Below are 15,307 nucleotides of genomic sequence, written 5' to 3' on the forward strand. Positions count from 1 at the left end.
CATCAGAAGGTGAGTATATGTTAGTAGAAATCAATTTCATTGAAAAAAAGAAAAAACCTTCTTATCTCTTGATTGGCCTTTTTATCTTGCTCGTTCTTTTTATTTTTTTGCTTGTTTTTCTTCTCATCTATGGCCATTCATTGCAAAAACAAGAAGCCGAGCTGCAAGAGAAAGTGGATTTTGCCACAAAGCTGCAAGCTGCGAAAATGAAAGCGAACCATCAAAATCCTGAAGTCGAGTCCTTCCATCAATACGAAACGGCTGTGAAATGGGCGCAAAATCAACCCATTGAAACGACGAAAATATTGAAAGAACTCACGGAAAAGCTGCCGGAAAGAGGATATTTGTTGCTATTTTCACTGACAGATGATCAAGAAGCGGATATGATCGTTCAATTTGATACAAAAAGCGAGATTGCTTATTATTTGAAACGACTCAATGAAATATCATGGATCAAGAAAGCGACGTTAAAGAGTTTTGGCGTTCCGCCTCAAACAAATGATACAACCGGCAGCGTGAACGGTTATACAACCGATAATGCAACAGACAACACCGCTATTGATCCAACAACGTTGCCGCGCTATCAAGCGGAGTATGTTTTACAGCTTGAAACGAGTAAATTAAAGATCGATACAGAAAAGGATGAGTAGGCATGAGCAAACGAGTGAAAATGTTGATCCCGTTAATTCTTGTGATCCTTTTCTGTTTTTTAGACATTTTTTATTATTGGAAAGCAATCGTCCCTGCCAAAAAACAGATTGCTGCCCTTTCTTCGCAAATGGCTCATGTCAATGATTCATCGGAAAAGGTTCAATCTGAAAAACAATTATCAGCAGACGATTTGAAAAAGGTCTATCAATGGCAGACAGCGCTTCCTTGGAACGATTCTGTCGACCAATTTATTTTGGATTTGCAAAAGGCTGAAGCATCATCAGGCTGTACCATTATTCAATACGCTCTTGCGGAAGACTCTGACTCATCAACCGATGCCGGTGATGGTACGAATCAAGCGGATCAAATGGATCAAATGACTGGAACAAACTCAAACTCCAATGCGACTAGTTTCAATACGGGTGAAACGACGAGTACAACTGCACAAAATAACGATACGAAACCATCCAAAACGGCCAAAACTTCATTGCCGTCGGGGGTAAAACAAGAAAAAGTCAATTTAGTCGTACAAGCGTCAACGTATCCTGAGATTTATCAGTTTTTAAAAAAATTGGAGCAAATGGATCGTGTCAATCGAGTGGAATCGATCCAATTTGTAGGAAACAACGAACCTGTTTCCACAGAGAATGAAGCGAATGCCTTAACGGTTAATATGACGATTTCCGTTTATTATGATTCAACGATTGCCAAAAAGTTAAAACTAACGCCGCCAAGTATCTCGACTCCGGATCCTTCAGGGAAAAGCAATCCATTAGTACCGGTGGCGCCGACCAATCAATCGACGGAAAACAATCAGAACAACAATGGTACTGCTGATCATACGCAAACGTCAGAAAACAATCAAAGCCAAACAACAAATGCCGATCAACCTTCGACGAGTAAAAACTCTCCTAATCAATCAAATGAAAAGATCCATCAGTCTCCATGATGGCAAACATGGAGAAGCGAAGGTTTGATGTGTAGAGAAAATACGAATTTTTGTACTGGATGATTAATTTGGGAAGGAAATCGAGTACATGAATTCGTATTCTTTTTGTATGGATGATAAACATTGGAGGCTTTTTTGGGCATATTCATTTTCCGGGTTTTGTTCCAGTTCCTGTTTATAAACGATAAAGGATTTCACCAATGATTCCGTGTAATTCGGCACTTTTCCGGTAAAAGGTTTCACCATTTTTTTAGGAATATTGGCTTGTTCTTTGAAAGCCAGCGCTTTGCGTTCGTGGAAAAAGCTTACATTTCCTTGTTTCGGATGATGAAGGTCTCCTTGCAGCGGGTGCTTTTCTACCGCTAATATTTGCACGGTATAATGTTCCGGTCGTTCGTCCGTAATTGTTCCGATATATTTTCCTGTTTTGTAAATGGCGGTTACCACATCTCCTATATCCATGATTCGTTCCTCCTGAAAAGTCTTTTTCATAAACATAACACAAAAAGAATGGAACGGGAAAAGAACTTTTTAGTCGGGAAGCTCCAGCCGAAGTTGCGATGTGGAAATTTCATCCGCAATAAGGTAAAGTAAGAGAGATAATAAAACGGAAGGAGAAAATTTATGACATTTCCGCAATTAACCAATCAAGTAGCAGAAAATGAGATCGTTGTTGAAATGAAGACCAATAAAGGCAGCATTAAAATCAAGCTGTTTCCGGAATACACGCCGAAAACTGTGGAAAATTTTATTACTCACAGCAAAAACGGCTATTACAACGGATTAATTTTTCATCGTGTGATTCGCGATTTTATGATTCAAGGCGGCGATCCGAAAGGAAATGGAACAGGTGGAGAGAGCATTTACGGAAAGCCATTTGAAGATGAATTCTCGCCGAATTTGTTTAACATTCGAGGAGCGCTCTCGATGGCCAATGCGGGGCCAAACACAAATGGAAGCCAGTTTTTTATTGTCCAAAATCAAAACATCGATCCTGGTTTTCGGGAACAAATGGAAAAAGCCGGGTATCCGAAAGAAATTATTGACGTTTATATGGAGAAAGGTGGAACGCCTTGGCTTGACTTCCGCCACACTGTCTTTGGACAAGTGTTGGAAGGAATGGACGTTGTAGATGAAATCGCCAACGTGGAAACAGATCAACAAGATCGTCCTTTGGAAGATGTGATTATTGAAACGATATTGGTGGCCGAATAAATGAAAGTCCTCCGCGGGATGCTTCAATCCGGCGGAGGAACGATGGATTTCGAACATGATGATTTAAAGGTAGAATGTAAGAAATCAGAATTTTGGGAACAAAATGTTTGATGTGGCTGCTGTTTTCTCGTATTTGAATCGAGAATGGACGAAGGGGATAGAAGTTGGAATGGTGAAGAGAAATAGGGGGCTCATTACTATTAAGGGGGCTGTTTTGTTTTGATCGCTTTCATATTAGGTTTGTTTTTGTATTTTCCGGAAGATAAATCGGAGTATATTCCGGCGGCTATATCTATGACCATTTTTTTTATTTTGGCAGTGATCGCCTTCCTGTTGATTAAAAAAATCTCCAAAAAAGAAGAGGAAAAAACAAGGGAATTAGAAGAGCAAATTAATAAACAGAGACGCCATTTAAGGAAATAAGCTCATTATTTTAAATTGGCGAATTTATGTATCCAAACCATTGGGCGCCGGTTCAGATGACCGGCGCTTTTGTCCATTTACGGCAACGTGCTGCATGAAGTGAATTAGTCTTTCGAAAACGCAGCTTTCATTCGCTTCAAACCTTCCTCGACTAAGGAGCGCGGGCAGCCGACATTCATACGGACAAACCCTTCTCCGCCTGGTCCGTATTTAGGGCCGGACTCTAAAGCGAGTTTTCCTTTGAATAAAAGCCGCTCTTTTATTTCTTGATCCGTTAAGCCGGTTTCTCGGCAATCAATCCAAATCAGATATCCGCCTTGCGGTTCCATTACTTTTAATGATGGAATTTCTTTTTCAATAAACTGCTTCACAAGCTCCACGTTTCCACGAATATAGGAAATGGCTTCATCCAACCACTTTTCCCCGTAACGATAAGCAGCTTCCATCGCTGCCATTCCCATCATATTCAGCTGGAAAAAGCCTTGACGTTTTTGAACGCGGGATAATTGATTCCGAATTTTTGGGTTTGGCACAATGATACAGGAAGCTTGAAGTCCTGCTAAATTGAAAGTCTTGCTTGGCGCGATGCAAGTAATGACAAATTCGCGGTATTCTTCTTTTATGGAAGCGATGGGGATATGTTTGTTTGGGAGTGCCGTCAAATCACTATGGATTTCGTCAGAGACGATCCATACTTGATAAGTTTGACAGAGATCCGCTATTTTGGTTAATTCTTCTTTTGTCCATACCCTTCCGCCGGGATTGTGTGGACTGCACAGCAAAAACAATCGAATATTTCTAGTTTTTAACAACTGTTCAAACGCATCAAAGTTGATCTCGTATTGATTGCCCTTTAAGACAAGCGGGCAATAGGCCACTTTGCGGTTATTTGCTTTTACCATGTTGAAAAACGGCGGGTAAATGGGCGGCTGCACTAGCACTTCGTCACCTTCCTCCGTCAACGCTTGAATGGCTAAACTGATGGAAGGAACTACGCCCGGGCTGAAAAGCAGCCATTCTCTTTGAACGGGAAAATGATGACGCTTCTCTATCCATTGGCAAACAGCTTCGATGGCAGAGTACGGCATGGTCGTATAACCAAAAACGCCATGTTCGATTTTTTTCTTCAGAGCCTCGATCACTTCTTGCGGGGCGCGGAAGTCCATGTCTGCTACCCACATAGGCAACGCTTCTTCGGTTCCGAATATCGTTTTGATTTGGTCCCATTTTACTGAGGAAGTTCCTTTTCGGCCGATGATTTCGTCAAATTGCACCATTCCATATTTCCTCCTAGTGTTTGATTTCTCTACTCCATGGTAAAATAAGAAGCAAAAATGGTAAAACAAAAGGTGATGCAACTTGAATCCAATCGCTAAAACGAATCTGCAGCTGGCAGATATTTTAATGGGCTGGGATCCATTCCGCATTGGAGCAGGTCAATATGATACGGAAATGGCGGATATTATCCAAGCGGTTCATGAAACGGATAACCTTGAATCTCTTGTGCGAAAAATTCGTGCCATCTTTGAACTTTCATTTGAAGAACTTCTTCCGCGTGAAGAAATTGAACCAATAGCAAGCGCTTTGTTAGCCGTCAAAGAAAATTCTTCGTGCGATCTCCCTTTTCAACGCTGACAAATTCGTTCAAGTGCCGGCAGATCTCTTCCGGATTTTCTTCCGGTAAAAGATGTCCGGCTTTTTCGATCATAACGAGACGACTGTTCGGCAAATCTTGAGCTAACCGTTTGCCGATATGGAAAGGAACGATCTTGTCAAATTCCCCGTGAATTAAAAGAGAAGGGGTTTGTATGTTTTGAATTTCTACGGAAGAAAGATCGCCTTCCCTATGGCGCAGAAATCGGATCAGTCCGTGGAAAATATCCTCAGAAAGAAATGGTTCCATATAGCCTGCCACCATTTCTTGATTAATTTTTTCATGTTCATAGACAGCTGACCGCAAATTTCCCTCCACCCCCGTTTTTTCCAGCAAGCGTTTTACCAATCGATGGGCAAATGGCAGATAACTGGCCAAAATCAGAGATTGTTTGAACCTCGGAATATAAGCAGAGCCATTGATGAGTATGATTTTTTCCGCCGCATCCGGCTTTTGTTTCAGCATATTCAAAATCAACTGTCCTCCCATGGAATGACCCACGAGCACGACGGATTCGAATTGGAAAGAACGAAGCAGCCGGAGAATGGAGGCGGCAATATTTTCGTACGAGTAAAGAAATGCCTTTGATTTTTTGCTTTTTCCAAACGGCGGCCAGTCAATCAAAAGAAGTGCATAATCTGTTTTTAATAAAGGAATCAGTTTGCGAAAACTAAAAGAGGAAGAAAGAAAGCCGTGCAAAAAGACGAGCGTGTATTTGGCTGCACTATTTGGAATATAGCGGTAATATAAGCAAGAATCGTCTATTTTGATTGAAACTCTTTCTTTTTGATTGAACAATGTTGGTTCCCCCTAGTTGATGGAAATCCGTGAGAAACTTTTCTTGATTAAATGGAACTCTCTTCTTTATTTTCTCCTAAATTTGTTATAATAAAGTAGTCTTAATATTTCAAAAATGGGGGAGAATCATGGAGCTCAACGAGAAAGAACTGGAGATATTGGCGATCATGGAAAAGGATGCCAGAACGAGTCTCGAGAACATAGCAAAAATGACACAATTATCTGTCGAGGAAGTTCAAGACGTGATTCAAAAATTAGAAAAAGAAAATATTATCGTCCATTATACAACTTTAGTAAATTGGTCGAAAGTAGATAGCTATCATGGAGTCACCGCCATGATAGATGTGAAAGTCACGCCAAAACTGGGAGTAGGTTTCGATGCCGTGGCTGAGCGCATTTATCGGTTTAAAGAAGTGAAATCCGTTTATTTAATGAGCGGCGCTTACGATTTGTCCGTGACGGTGGAAGGCCGTTCGATGAATGAAATTTCCCGCTTTGTTTCGGAAAAACTGTCCACGTTGGATTCGGTCGTTTCGACTACTACACATTTCCAACTGAAAAAATATAAGCATGACGGAATTATTTATGACCAAAACAATGATGATAGAAGAATTGTGGTGTCACCATGAATACAATGAAAAGCTATATAGCCAAATCAGTGGATAAAATTCCTCCGTCTGGGATTCGAAAGTTTTTTGATCTGGCGGCCAATATGGAAGGCGTCGTTTCACTAGGAGTGGGAGAGCCGGACTTTGTTACCTCTTGGTCCGTTAGGGAAGCGGCCATCTCCTCGCTGGAAAGAGGATATACTTCCTATACGGCCAATGCAGGTTTAATCGAACTAAGAAGGGCGATTGCCGATTATATGCGAGAACGGTTTCAAGCAGAATATGATCCGGAACAAGAAATTATCGTGACATCAGGGGGAAGCGAAGCGCTGGATATTGCCCTTCGAACGATTATTGACCCTGGAGACGAAATCGCGGTAGTAGAGCCATGCTTCGTTTCTTACGGACCCCTCGTTCAGCTGGCCGGCGGCAATGTCGTTTCCATAGGCACATTGGCGCAAAATGATTTTAAACTTCAGCCGGAAGAATTGGAACGGGCCATTACACCTAAAACGAAAGCGTTGTTGATCTGTTCTCCGAATAACCCGACCGGAACACAGCTGGCACGGGAAGACTTGATCGCCATTTGTGATATCGTAAAAAAATATGACTTATTGGTGATTGCGGATGAAATCTATGCTGAGCTGGCTTACGATATTCCGCATACCTCTTTTGCAAGCTTGGAAGGGATGAAGGAGCGGACGATATTAATAAACGGATTTTCGAAGGGATTTGCCATGACGGGCTGGAGACTTGGATTTACATGCGCTCCAAAAGAAATTTCCAAAGCGATGTTGAAAGTGCATCAATACACCATGATGTGTGCTTCCACTCCTGCGCAATATGCTGCGATTGAGGCTTTGCAAAACGGAATGGAGTATGTGGAAGAAATGAAAAACGATTATAGAAGAAGACGAAACTTCTTTGTCGAATCTTTAAATGAACTAGGATTGGATTGCCATATGCCGGGCGGTGCTTTTTATGCTTTTCCGTCTATTAAGGGAACGGGGCTTTCATCGGAGCAATTCGCTGAACAGCTTTTGCTTTCGGAAAAAGTGGCCGTTGTTCCCGGACATGTATTCGGCAAAGGCGGAGAAGGATATATTCGTTGTTCTTATGCTTCATCGATCGAACAGCTTCAAGAAGCGATTAAAAGAATGAAACGTTTTCTGGCTTCCCTTTAGATATGATCCAAAGGCTGAATTCCTTTACCGGGAAATCAGCCTTTCATTTTTGGCAAAAAAAGAGGACGATCCACTCGTCCTGATAATAAGGGTAGGGGGAATACTATTAGAAAGCTTTGCTGCATTTTAAGGATGTCCAATGATGTGAAAATTTATTCTTATTTTTCCTAAAAATTTTGGATGATGGATAAATAAGATGTCTCTTGATGATGATTAGGCAAGTAATGTTTTGACCGCCATAAACATGGAATGCTTATAGACGATCGAAATTTATTCAGTTGAATATGGATGAAGTTTACAATCGTTTTTGCGGTGGAAGTATGATTATGCTATAATTGATCAATGCGTAAATAGGAGAAAAAATTTTATAGGAGTGTTTGCATGTCTGCAAAATATGAAGTTGGTGCCATAGTAACCGGAAAAGTCACCGGGATTCAACCATATGGGGCGTTTGTCGCCTTAGATGAGGAAACGCAAGGACTCATCCATATTTCGGAAATTACACATGGATATGTCAGAAACATTGAAGACTATTTAAAAGTTGGGGACGAGGTTCAAGCTAAAATTGTTGCGATTGATGAAGAAGATGGAAAAATCAGCCTTTCCATGCGTGAAATGGAATCCACCAAAACGGATCGGAAAATGTCTCGACGATACGGAAATATTAAATTGGACGATTCTTCCACCGGATTTAATACTTTAAAAGAGAAACTGAAAGAATGGATTGCTCAATCCGAAAAAAGCAATACGTATCAAAAAAAATAAAATCGAACGGCAAAGCCGTTCGGTTTTATTTTTGCATGAAAAAAAGCCTTTTTCAATATCATGTAATAAGCTGATTTCCAAACAAAAAGATGATTTTTATCTGAACTTCATGGATGATTGCCTGTTTTATCGTGTTCCGCTGATTCCAATTTCATGTTCAGGAGGGAAAAAGATGATAGCTTATCAACATGAACCGTTGACAGATTTTACGAATGAGAACAATCGGGAAGCGTTTCAAGAAGCTTTAAAGAGGACAAATCAACATTTGGGGCAAGAGTATCCGCTTGTGATCGATGGCAAATTCATCACAACGAAAGAGAAAATCATTTCCCGGAATCCTGCGAACAAAACAGAAGTGATCGGCTTCGTTTCCAAAGCCAATCAAGAATTGGCGGAAAAAGCGATTCAAGCAGCTGCAGAAGCGTTTGAATCTTGGCGGAAAACGAAACCTGAAATGCGTGCGGACATTTTGTTTAAAGCAGCGGCCATCATCCGCAGCCGAAAGCATGAATTCTCGGCTCTCATGGTGAAAGAAGCCGGGAAATCGTGGATAGAAGCGGATGCTGATACGGCGGAAGCCATTGACTTTATGGAGTATTATGGACGACAAATGCTGAAAATAAAAGATGGCGCTCCTGTCCTAAGCAGAGAAGGAGAACGCAATCGATATCATTATATACCGCTCGGAGTGGGAGTGGTGATCTCTCCGTGGAACTTTCCGTTGGCCATAACCGCGGGGACGACGGTTGCTGCACTTGTAACAGGAAATACAGTATTGTTGAAACCGGCTTCCACAACGCCTGTGGTGGCGGCAAGATTGGTGGAAGTGTTGAAAGAAGCCGGTTTGCCTGACGGTGTGCTTCAATTTGTTCCGGGAAGCGGTTCGGAAATAGGCGATTTTTTAGTCGATCATCCGAAAACGAGGTTTATTTCATTTACCGGTTCTCGTGATGTTGGACTTCGAATTTATGAAAGAGCGGCAAAGAAACAAACCGACCAAATTTGGCTAAAACGAGTCATAGCAGAAATGGGTGGAAAGGATACGATCGTGGTGGATAAGGAAGCCGATTTGGAGTTGGCTGCTCAATCCATCGTCGCTTCCGCTTTTGGTTTTTCCGGGCAAAAATGTTCTGCCTGTTCACGGGCTGTTGTATTGGAAGAGGTATATGACGAAGTTCTTCATCGGGCAGCCAACTTGGCGAAAACATGGAAAATCGGCGACCCCGCTTGTTTTGAAACCAAAATGGGGCCGGTTATTGATCCCTCTTCTTTTCAAAAAATTATGAGATATATCGAAATCGGCAAAACAGAAGGAAACATCATTATTGGGGGCACAGGAGACGATTCAACAGGATATTATATAGAGCCGACCATTATAGCGGACGTGGAACCGGATGCTCGGATTATGCAGGAAGAAATTTTTGGTCCGGTTGTTGCGTTTGCGAAGGCGAAAAATTTTGAACATGCGCTGGAAATTGCGAATAATACGGAATATGGATTAACCGGGGCCGTTATTTCCAATGATCGACGAAACTTGGAAAAAGCGCGCGAAGATTTTCATGTAGGGAACTTATATTTCAACAGAGGGTGTACAGGCGCGATCGTAGGATACCAGCCTTTTGGGGGATTTAATTTGTCAGGTACTGATTCAAAAGCGGGAGGGCCGGATTATTTGCTTCTTCATATGCAAGCCAAAACAGTGTCGGAAGCGTTTTGAGTGAAAAAATGGTTTTGTCGCCATCAGCGGAAGAATTCGTTAATCATACTTTTTTATAGAGAATTTTGAATTTCGCAATGATTACAATAATAAATGAGAGATAAAAGACGTCGAACGAAATCTCTGAAAGTAATGGAATGACTGGAAAGGATGAGAAATTTTTTTTGAAAAAACATGATAAAACCGTTATTCGTCTTGATGTTTCTGATCCGTAATGAAAAGAACTTTTCAAAGGGCGGTTGAACGAATCATCAAAATGTTATTATAATAGTAAAGATGAAAAAGGTGTAAAGAGGCGAAATTTATGACGGAAAATTTAAATCTATTTACTTCTACTCAAAGTGTAATCAAAGAGGCTCTTGTCCGATTGGGATATAATGAAGAAATGTATGAACTGTTGAAAGAACCAATGCGTATGCTGACGGTTCGGATACCGGTCCGCATGGATGATGGAACCACAAAAGTATTTACCGGCTACCGAGCACAGCATAACGATGCAACCGGCCCGACAAAAGGAGGAGTTCGCTTTCATCCGGATGTCACTGAAGATGAAGTGAAAGCGCTATCTATGTGGATGACGATCAAATCAGGCATCGTGAATCTTCCATATGGCGGCGGAAAAGGCGGGATTGTCTGCGATCCGAGACAGATGTCGATGGGAGAAATCGAACGATTAAGCCGCGGCTATGTCCGAGCGATCAGCCAATTGGTAGGACCGACAAAAGACATTCCGGCGCCTGATGTGTACACAAATTCTCAAATTATGGCCTGGATGATGGATGAATACAGCCGACTGCGCGAATTTGATTCCCCTGGTTTTATTACAGGCAAACCTCTTGTATTAGGGGGATCGCAAGGACGGGAAAAAGCCACCGCTCAAGGTGTGACCATTTGCATTAAAGAAGCGGCGAAGAAGCGAGGCATTGATATAAAAGGAGCGAAAGTCATTATCCAAGGTTTTGGCAATGCGGGAAGCTTCTTGGCCAAATTCTTGTATGATGAAGGAGCTAAAATTGTCGGAATTTCAGACGCTTACGGGGCTCTGTATGATCCGGATGGCCTTGATATCGATTACTTGCTGGATCGCCGTGACAGTTTTGGCACCGTCACAACATTATTTGAAAATACAATCATGAATAAAGAGCTTCTGGAATTGGAATGTGACATTTTAGTGCCGGCAGCAGTAGAAAATCAAATTACCTCAGAAAATGCACATAATATTAAGGCATCCATTGTGGTAGAAGCGGCTAACGGACCTACGACGATGGAGGCGACAAAAATTTTAACGAATCGCGGCGTCCTTCTTGTTCCGGACGTGCTGGCCAGCGCCGGCGGCGTAACGGTTTCTTATTTTGAATGGACGCAAAATAACCAAGGATATTATTGGACAGAAGAAGAAGTAAATGAGCGATTAAAAGAGAAATTAGTGAAAGCTTTTAACACGGTATACGATACCGCCCAATCCAGAAATATTGATATGCGCTTGGCTGCTTATATGATTGGAGTCCGCCGTACAGCGGAAGCGGCTAAATTTAGAGGCTGGGTATAAGTAAATAGATGAGTCAGATTTTTTAAACCGATGTAAAAGGAAGAAATATAAAAAGAAGAAGGACGAGCGCCTTCTTCTTTTTTGTGCGGAGAAAGGAATTCAGTTTGAGAAAGGAGCAGCGAAATAACTTTGGCAGGAGACGTTAGCGGCTGTTCGCTTCAAATGATGATAATGTCGTATGATTCAGCCGCCTTTTTGTTTTTATGTCTGTCCCAGCGATGCCTTTCGCTTTTGTCGAAAATTTCTTTCGTCTTCAAGACCAAAAATGTTTAATCAGCCGTGTTGGGTTCAGGATCGTGTTCAAGTGATTCGTTCGGCTTAAACAACAGACCGAGATTGATTAATCCGGCGATGCCTATAATGCCGTAAATGATTCGTGAAAGAGCCGAATCTTGTCCACCGAAAATGGCGGCTACTAGATCATACTGAAAAAAGCCAATTAATCCCCAATTGATGGCTCCTAATATAGTAAAGATAAGCGCCACTCTTTGAAGAGCACTCATAAGACAAACCTCCTTTTTTACGATTCTTTATTATAGTTTGCAGCAGAAGAAGACGTCCTATTCTTTTCGCCACCCGGTAAATTTTTCATTTCAAAACTTCCACTACTTTAAAAAGGTGGATGTTTTGAAAAATATATAGAAAATGTTACATAATAACATAGTTGGATAGAAAGGAGAGTGCGGTATGGATAATTTTACTTTTTATAATCCGACGAAGTGGATTTTCGGGAAGGGACAACTGGAGGAGCTGAAAACGGAAGTTCCGAAATACGGAAAAAATGTCCTTCTTGTTTACGGGGGAGGAAGCATTAAAAGAAACGGCCTTTATGACCGCGTGCTTTCTTTGTTGAAAGAAATCGATGTCCAAGTGCATGAGCTTTCCGGTGTGGAGCCGAATCCGCGGATTTCAACCGTTAGAAAAGGAGCAGATATATGCAAAAGAGAAGGAATTGATTTTATATTAGCAGTTGGCGGCGGAAGCGTTATTGACTGCACGAAAGCCATTGCGGCAGCAGCAAAGTTTGATGGAGATCCATGGGATATTGTCATGAAAAAAGTGGAAGTCGAGTCGGCATTGCCTTTTGGAACGGTGTTGACTCATGCAGCGACTGGATCAGAAATGAACGCAGGATCCGTCATCACCAATTGGGAAACGAAAGAAAAAGTGAGCTGGAAAAGCCCGCTCGTATTTCCGAAATTCTCTATTTGCGACCCGACCCATACGTTTACCGTACCGAAAGATCAAACCGTTTATGGGATTGTCGATATGATGACTCATATTTTTGAACAATATTTTCACGATGCCAAAGATACTCCTCTTCAAGACCGGATGTGTGAAGGGGCTTTAAAAACCATAATAGAAACAGCTCCTAAGCTTATCGAAGATTTGGAAAATTACCAGCTGCGCGAAACGATTATGTTTGCCGGAACGATCGCTTTAAACGGCATGCTGCAAATGGGCTACCGCGGCGATTGGGCTACTCATAATATTGAACATGCAGTTTCAGCCGTATATGATATTCCACATGCCGGTGGGCTGGCGATTCTTTTCCCAAACTGGATGAAACATAACTTGCATGTTCGTCCGGAACGTTTTCAACAATTAGCGGTCCGTGTCTTCGACGTGGATCCAACAGGAAAAACGCCGGAAGAAGCAGGATTAGAAGGAATCCAAAAACTGCGGGAATTTTGGAGTTCGCTTGGCGCTCCATCTCGTTTGGCTGATTACGACATTGACGATTCACGCTTGGAAGAGATTGCAGATAAGGCCATGTTCCGTGGGGAATTTGGCAATTTCCATGCTCTCAATCGCGACGATGTGCTTTCGATTTTAAAAGCTTCTTTATAAAGGGCATTTAAAATCTTTTTTGGCAGGGGCTGTATAGAACAGCCCCTGCTGATTTCATTATAAAAAATGGATATTGAACCATATAATAACTGATTATAGGAGTTTGAAATAATGTCAAATTTGTAATCGTTTCCTTCTTAAGGCTACAGCTTGATTATTTTTTTTTCATTCGATAAAGTTAAGTTGAAAATATTTCCTACGGAGGCTGCAATATGACACATATTCAATTCGATTACTCAAAAGCCTTAACTTTTTTTGGAGAACATGAAATTCGCTATTTGCAAGACGCTGTAAAAGTATTTCACCATGCTCTTCATGAGAAAACGGGACAAGGCAGTGATTTTACTGGATGGATCGACCTGCCTGTTGACTATGACAAAGAAGAGTTTGCTCGCATCCAAAAAGCGGCGGCAAAGATACAACAAGATTCCGATGTGCTGCTTGTGATTGGAATCGGCGGTTCTTATTTAGGCGCAAGAGCTGCCATTGAAATGCTCAATCACAGTTTTTATAACGCTCTTCCAAGCGAAAAAAGAAAAACGCCGCAAATTATTTTTACCGGCAACAATATTAGCTCCACTTATATGAAGGATGTCATGGATTTTCTCGAAGGCAAGGATTTCTCCATTAATGTGATTTCTAAATCGGGAACGACGACTGAGCCTGCCATTGCCTTCCGAATTTTCCGTAAGTTGTTGGAGGAAAAATACGGAAAAGAAGAAGCGCGCAAAAGAATTTATGCTACTACCGATAAAGCAAAAGGCGCGTTGAAAACTGTGGCCGATGAAGAAGGGTACGAGACCTTTGTGATTCCGGACGATGTCGGCGGCCGCTATTCTGTATTGACGGCAGTAGGACTTTTGCCGATTGCGGTAAGCGGAGCGGATATTGAAGCGATGATGAAAGGTGCTGCTCAAGCTCGTGAAGATTTCGGCCATTCCGAGTTGGAAAACAATTTGGCTTACCAATATGCAGCAGTGAGAAATATTTTATACAATAAAGGAAAAACGACCGAATTGCTCATCAATTATGAACCGGGACTGCAATACTTTGCGGAATGGTGGAAACAATTATTCGGAGAAAGCGAAGGAAAAGACCAAAAAGGCATTTATCCTTCTTCTGCAAACTTTTCTACTGATCTTCATTCATTAGGGCAATATATTCAAGAAGGACGCCGTGATCTTTTTGAAACGGTCATTAAAGTCGAAAATCCGCGCCATGAAGTGACCATCGAAGCGGAAGAAAACGATCTTGACGGCTTGAACTATCTTGCCGGCAAAACGGTTGATTTTGTGAACAATAAAGCGTTTGAAGGCACGATGCTCGCTCACACAGACGGCGGTGTTCCGAATTTAATCGTTCGCATTCCAAAAATGGATGAGTATACGTTCGGATATTTAGTGTACTTCTTTGAAAAAGCCTGTGCCATGAGCGGCTACCTGCTCGGAGTCAATCCGTTTGACCAACCGGGAGTGGAAGCTTATAAAGTCAACATGTTTGCCCTTCTCGGCAAACCAGGCTATGAAGAGAAGAAAGCGGAACTTGAAAAACGATTGAAATAACGACGTTTTTCGAAGAATCGAGAAAAGAGCAGATTTTCGGAGTACAAAAATAGTTTGACATGTACTCCGAAAATCTTTTTTTCGATTCTTTTTTTATTTTTTTATTTTTCGTGTTTTACGTATCCGCCGTGATGGGGGTGCTTTCGTGCCCCAAATCGTGCCGGATTTGTTTGTTGTTCAAGTTGGTGAATAAGTTGAAACAAGAATGATCGCAAATGGGCCATTAAAAAAGCGCATTGAACAATTCGTAAAAGAAGGTAAGGAATCTGCTTTGTGAGCTACACATCTTTAGTTTATTTTTTTGAGGTGAAAATTGTTTTTAGTTTAAAAGCAATTATTGAAGCATACACAATAATTAATATCCATAAATAAGTGGATGGC

16 protein-coding genes are annotated in these 15,307 nt (G+C 41.6%); 12 read left to right on the forward strand and 4 right to left on the reverse strand.

The window, feature by feature from the left end:
- The first annotated feature begins 17 nt into the window (after window positions 1-17).
- The gene (locus N1I86_RS11720) at window positions 18-650 is read left to right on the forward strand and encodes a hypothetical protein (protein WP_048623903.1); all 633 of its coding nucleotides are present in this window, start codon (window positions 18-20) and stop codon (window positions 648-650) included.
- Window positions 651-652: 2 nt separating this feature from the next.
- Window positions 653-1,600, forward strand: coding sequence for a hypothetical protein (locus N1I86_RS11725; RefSeq protein WP_341096469.1), 948 nt, complete (start codon window positions 653-655; stop codon window positions 1,598-1,600).
- A 63-nt stretch (window positions 1,601-1,663) separates the two neighbouring features.
- On the opposite strand, the gene N1I86_RS11730 is transcribed toward N1I86_RS11725, so the two are convergent.
- Entirely contained in the window at window positions 1,664-2,062 is a 399-nt protein-coding gene (locus tag N1I86_RS11730) for a kinase-associated lipoprotein B (RefSeq protein ID WP_341096470.1), read from the reverse strand.
- A gap of 162 nt (window positions 2,063-2,224) precedes the next feature.
- On the opposite strand from N1I86_RS11730, the gene N1I86_RS11735 reads away from it, so the two are divergent.
- Window positions 2,225-2,815 (forward strand): peptidylprolyl isomerase, encoded by a 591-nt coding sequence (locus N1I86_RS11735; protein WP_341096472.1) that lies wholly within the window; start codon window positions 2,225-2,227, stop codon window positions 2,813-2,815.
- A gap of 219 nt (window positions 2,816-3,034) precedes the next feature.
- On the forward strand, window positions 3,035-3,238 hold the full coding sequence (locus N1I86_RS11740) for a hypothetical protein (protein ID WP_003354307.1): 204 nt from the start codon (window positions 3,035-3,037) through the stop codon (window positions 3,236-3,238).
- Between the two features lie 104 nt (window positions 3,239-3,342).
- On the opposite strand, the gene N1I86_RS11745 is transcribed toward N1I86_RS11740, so the two are convergent.
- Window positions 3,343-4,515 (reverse strand): MalY/PatB family protein, encoded by a 1,173-nt coding sequence (locus N1I86_RS11745; protein ID WP_341096474.1) that lies wholly within the window; start codon window positions 4,513-4,515, stop codon window positions 3,343-3,345.
- An 82-nt stretch (window positions 4,516-4,597) separates the two neighbouring features.
- On the opposite strand from N1I86_RS11745, the gene N1I86_RS11750 reads away from it, so the two are divergent.
- Window positions 4,598-4,873: a DUF1871 family protein gene (locus N1I86_RS11750; protein WP_341096476.1), complete on the forward strand. Its 276-nt coding sequence runs from the start codon at window positions 4,598-4,600 to the stop codon at window positions 4,871-4,873.
- Here N1I86_RS11750 and N1I86_RS11755 read toward each other — a convergent pair.
- Complete coding sequence (locus N1I86_RS11755; RefSeq protein WP_003354303.1) at window positions 4,833-5,690, reverse strand: alpha/beta fold hydrolase; 858 nt, start codon at window positions 5,688-5,690, stop codon at window positions 4,833-4,835. The two genes, N1I86_RS11750 and N1I86_RS11755, sit on opposite strands and share 41 nt — an antisense overlap.
- 128 nt (window positions 5,691-5,818) lie before the next feature.
- Between N1I86_RS11755 and N1I86_RS11760 the strand changes: the two genes are divergently transcribed.
- From N1I86_RS11760 to N1I86_RS11780, 5 genes are all read left to right on the forward strand, one after another.
- Window positions 5,819-6,319 carry an Lrp/AsnC family transcriptional regulator gene (locus tag N1I86_RS11760; RefSeq protein WP_341096481.1) on the forward strand — a complete coding sequence of 167 codons (501 nt, stop codon included), beginning with the start codon at window positions 5,819-5,821 and terminating at the stop codon, window positions 6,317-6,319.
- Complete coding sequence (locus tag N1I86_RS11765) at window positions 6,316-7,482, forward strand: aminotransferase (RefSeq protein ID WP_003354300.1); 1,167 nt, start codon at window positions 6,316-6,318, stop codon at window positions 7,480-7,482. The genes N1I86_RS11760 and N1I86_RS11765 overlap by 4 nt, the downstream gene beginning before the upstream one ends.
- A 381-nt stretch (window positions 7,483-7,863) precedes the next feature.
- The gene (gene yugI, locus N1I86_RS11770; protein ID WP_003354299.1) at window positions 7,864-8,247 is read left to right on the forward strand and encodes a S1 domain-containing post-transcriptional regulator GSP13; all 384 of its coding nucleotides are present in this window, start codon (window positions 7,864-7,866) and stop codon (window positions 8,245-8,247) included.
- Between the two features lie 172 nt (window positions 8,248-8,419).
- Complete coding sequence (gene pruA, locus N1I86_RS11775; RefSeq protein ID WP_003354298.1) at window positions 8,420-9,964, forward strand: L-glutamate gamma-semialdehyde dehydrogenase; 1,545 nt, start codon at window positions 8,420-8,422, stop codon at window positions 9,962-9,964.
- A gap of 304 nt (window positions 9,965-10,268) precedes the next feature.
- Window positions 10,269-11,513: a Glu/Leu/Phe/Val family dehydrogenase gene (locus N1I86_RS11780; protein ID WP_003354297.1), complete on the forward strand. Its 1,245-nt coding sequence runs from the start codon at window positions 10,269-10,271 to the stop codon at window positions 11,511-11,513.
- A gap of 269 nt (window positions 11,514-11,782) precedes the next feature.
- Here the strand turns inward: N1I86_RS11780 and N1I86_RS11785 are convergent, their stop codons facing one another.
- Window positions 11,783-12,016, reverse strand: a complete 234-nt coding sequence (locus N1I86_RS11785; RefSeq protein ID WP_003354296.1) for a DUF378 domain-containing protein — start codon at window positions 12,014-12,016, stop codon at window positions 11,783-11,785.
- A gap of 184 nt (window positions 12,017-12,200) precedes the next feature.
- Here N1I86_RS11785 and N1I86_RS11790 point away from each other — a divergent pair, with 184 nt between their 5' ends.
- Together N1I86_RS11790 and N1I86_RS11795 are read left to right on the forward strand one after the other, a co-directional pair.
- Complete coding sequence (locus N1I86_RS11790) at window positions 12,201-13,364, forward strand: iron-containing alcohol dehydrogenase (protein WP_003354295.1); 1,164 nt, start codon at window positions 12,201-12,203, stop codon at window positions 13,362-13,364.
- Window positions 13,365-13,576: 212 nt separating this feature from the next.
- On the forward strand, window positions 13,577-14,926 hold the full coding sequence (locus N1I86_RS11795; RefSeq protein ID WP_003354294.1) for a glucose-6-phosphate isomerase: 1,350 nt from the start codon (window positions 13,577-13,579) through the stop codon (window positions 14,924-14,926).
- Window positions 14,927-15,307 lie beyond the last annotated feature (381 nt).

It is taken from the genome of Bacillus sp. FSL W8-0116 (assembly GCF_038003825.1).
Lineage (GTDB): Bacteria > Bacillota > Bacilli > Bacillales > DSM-4216 > Bacillus_O > Bacillus_O smithii.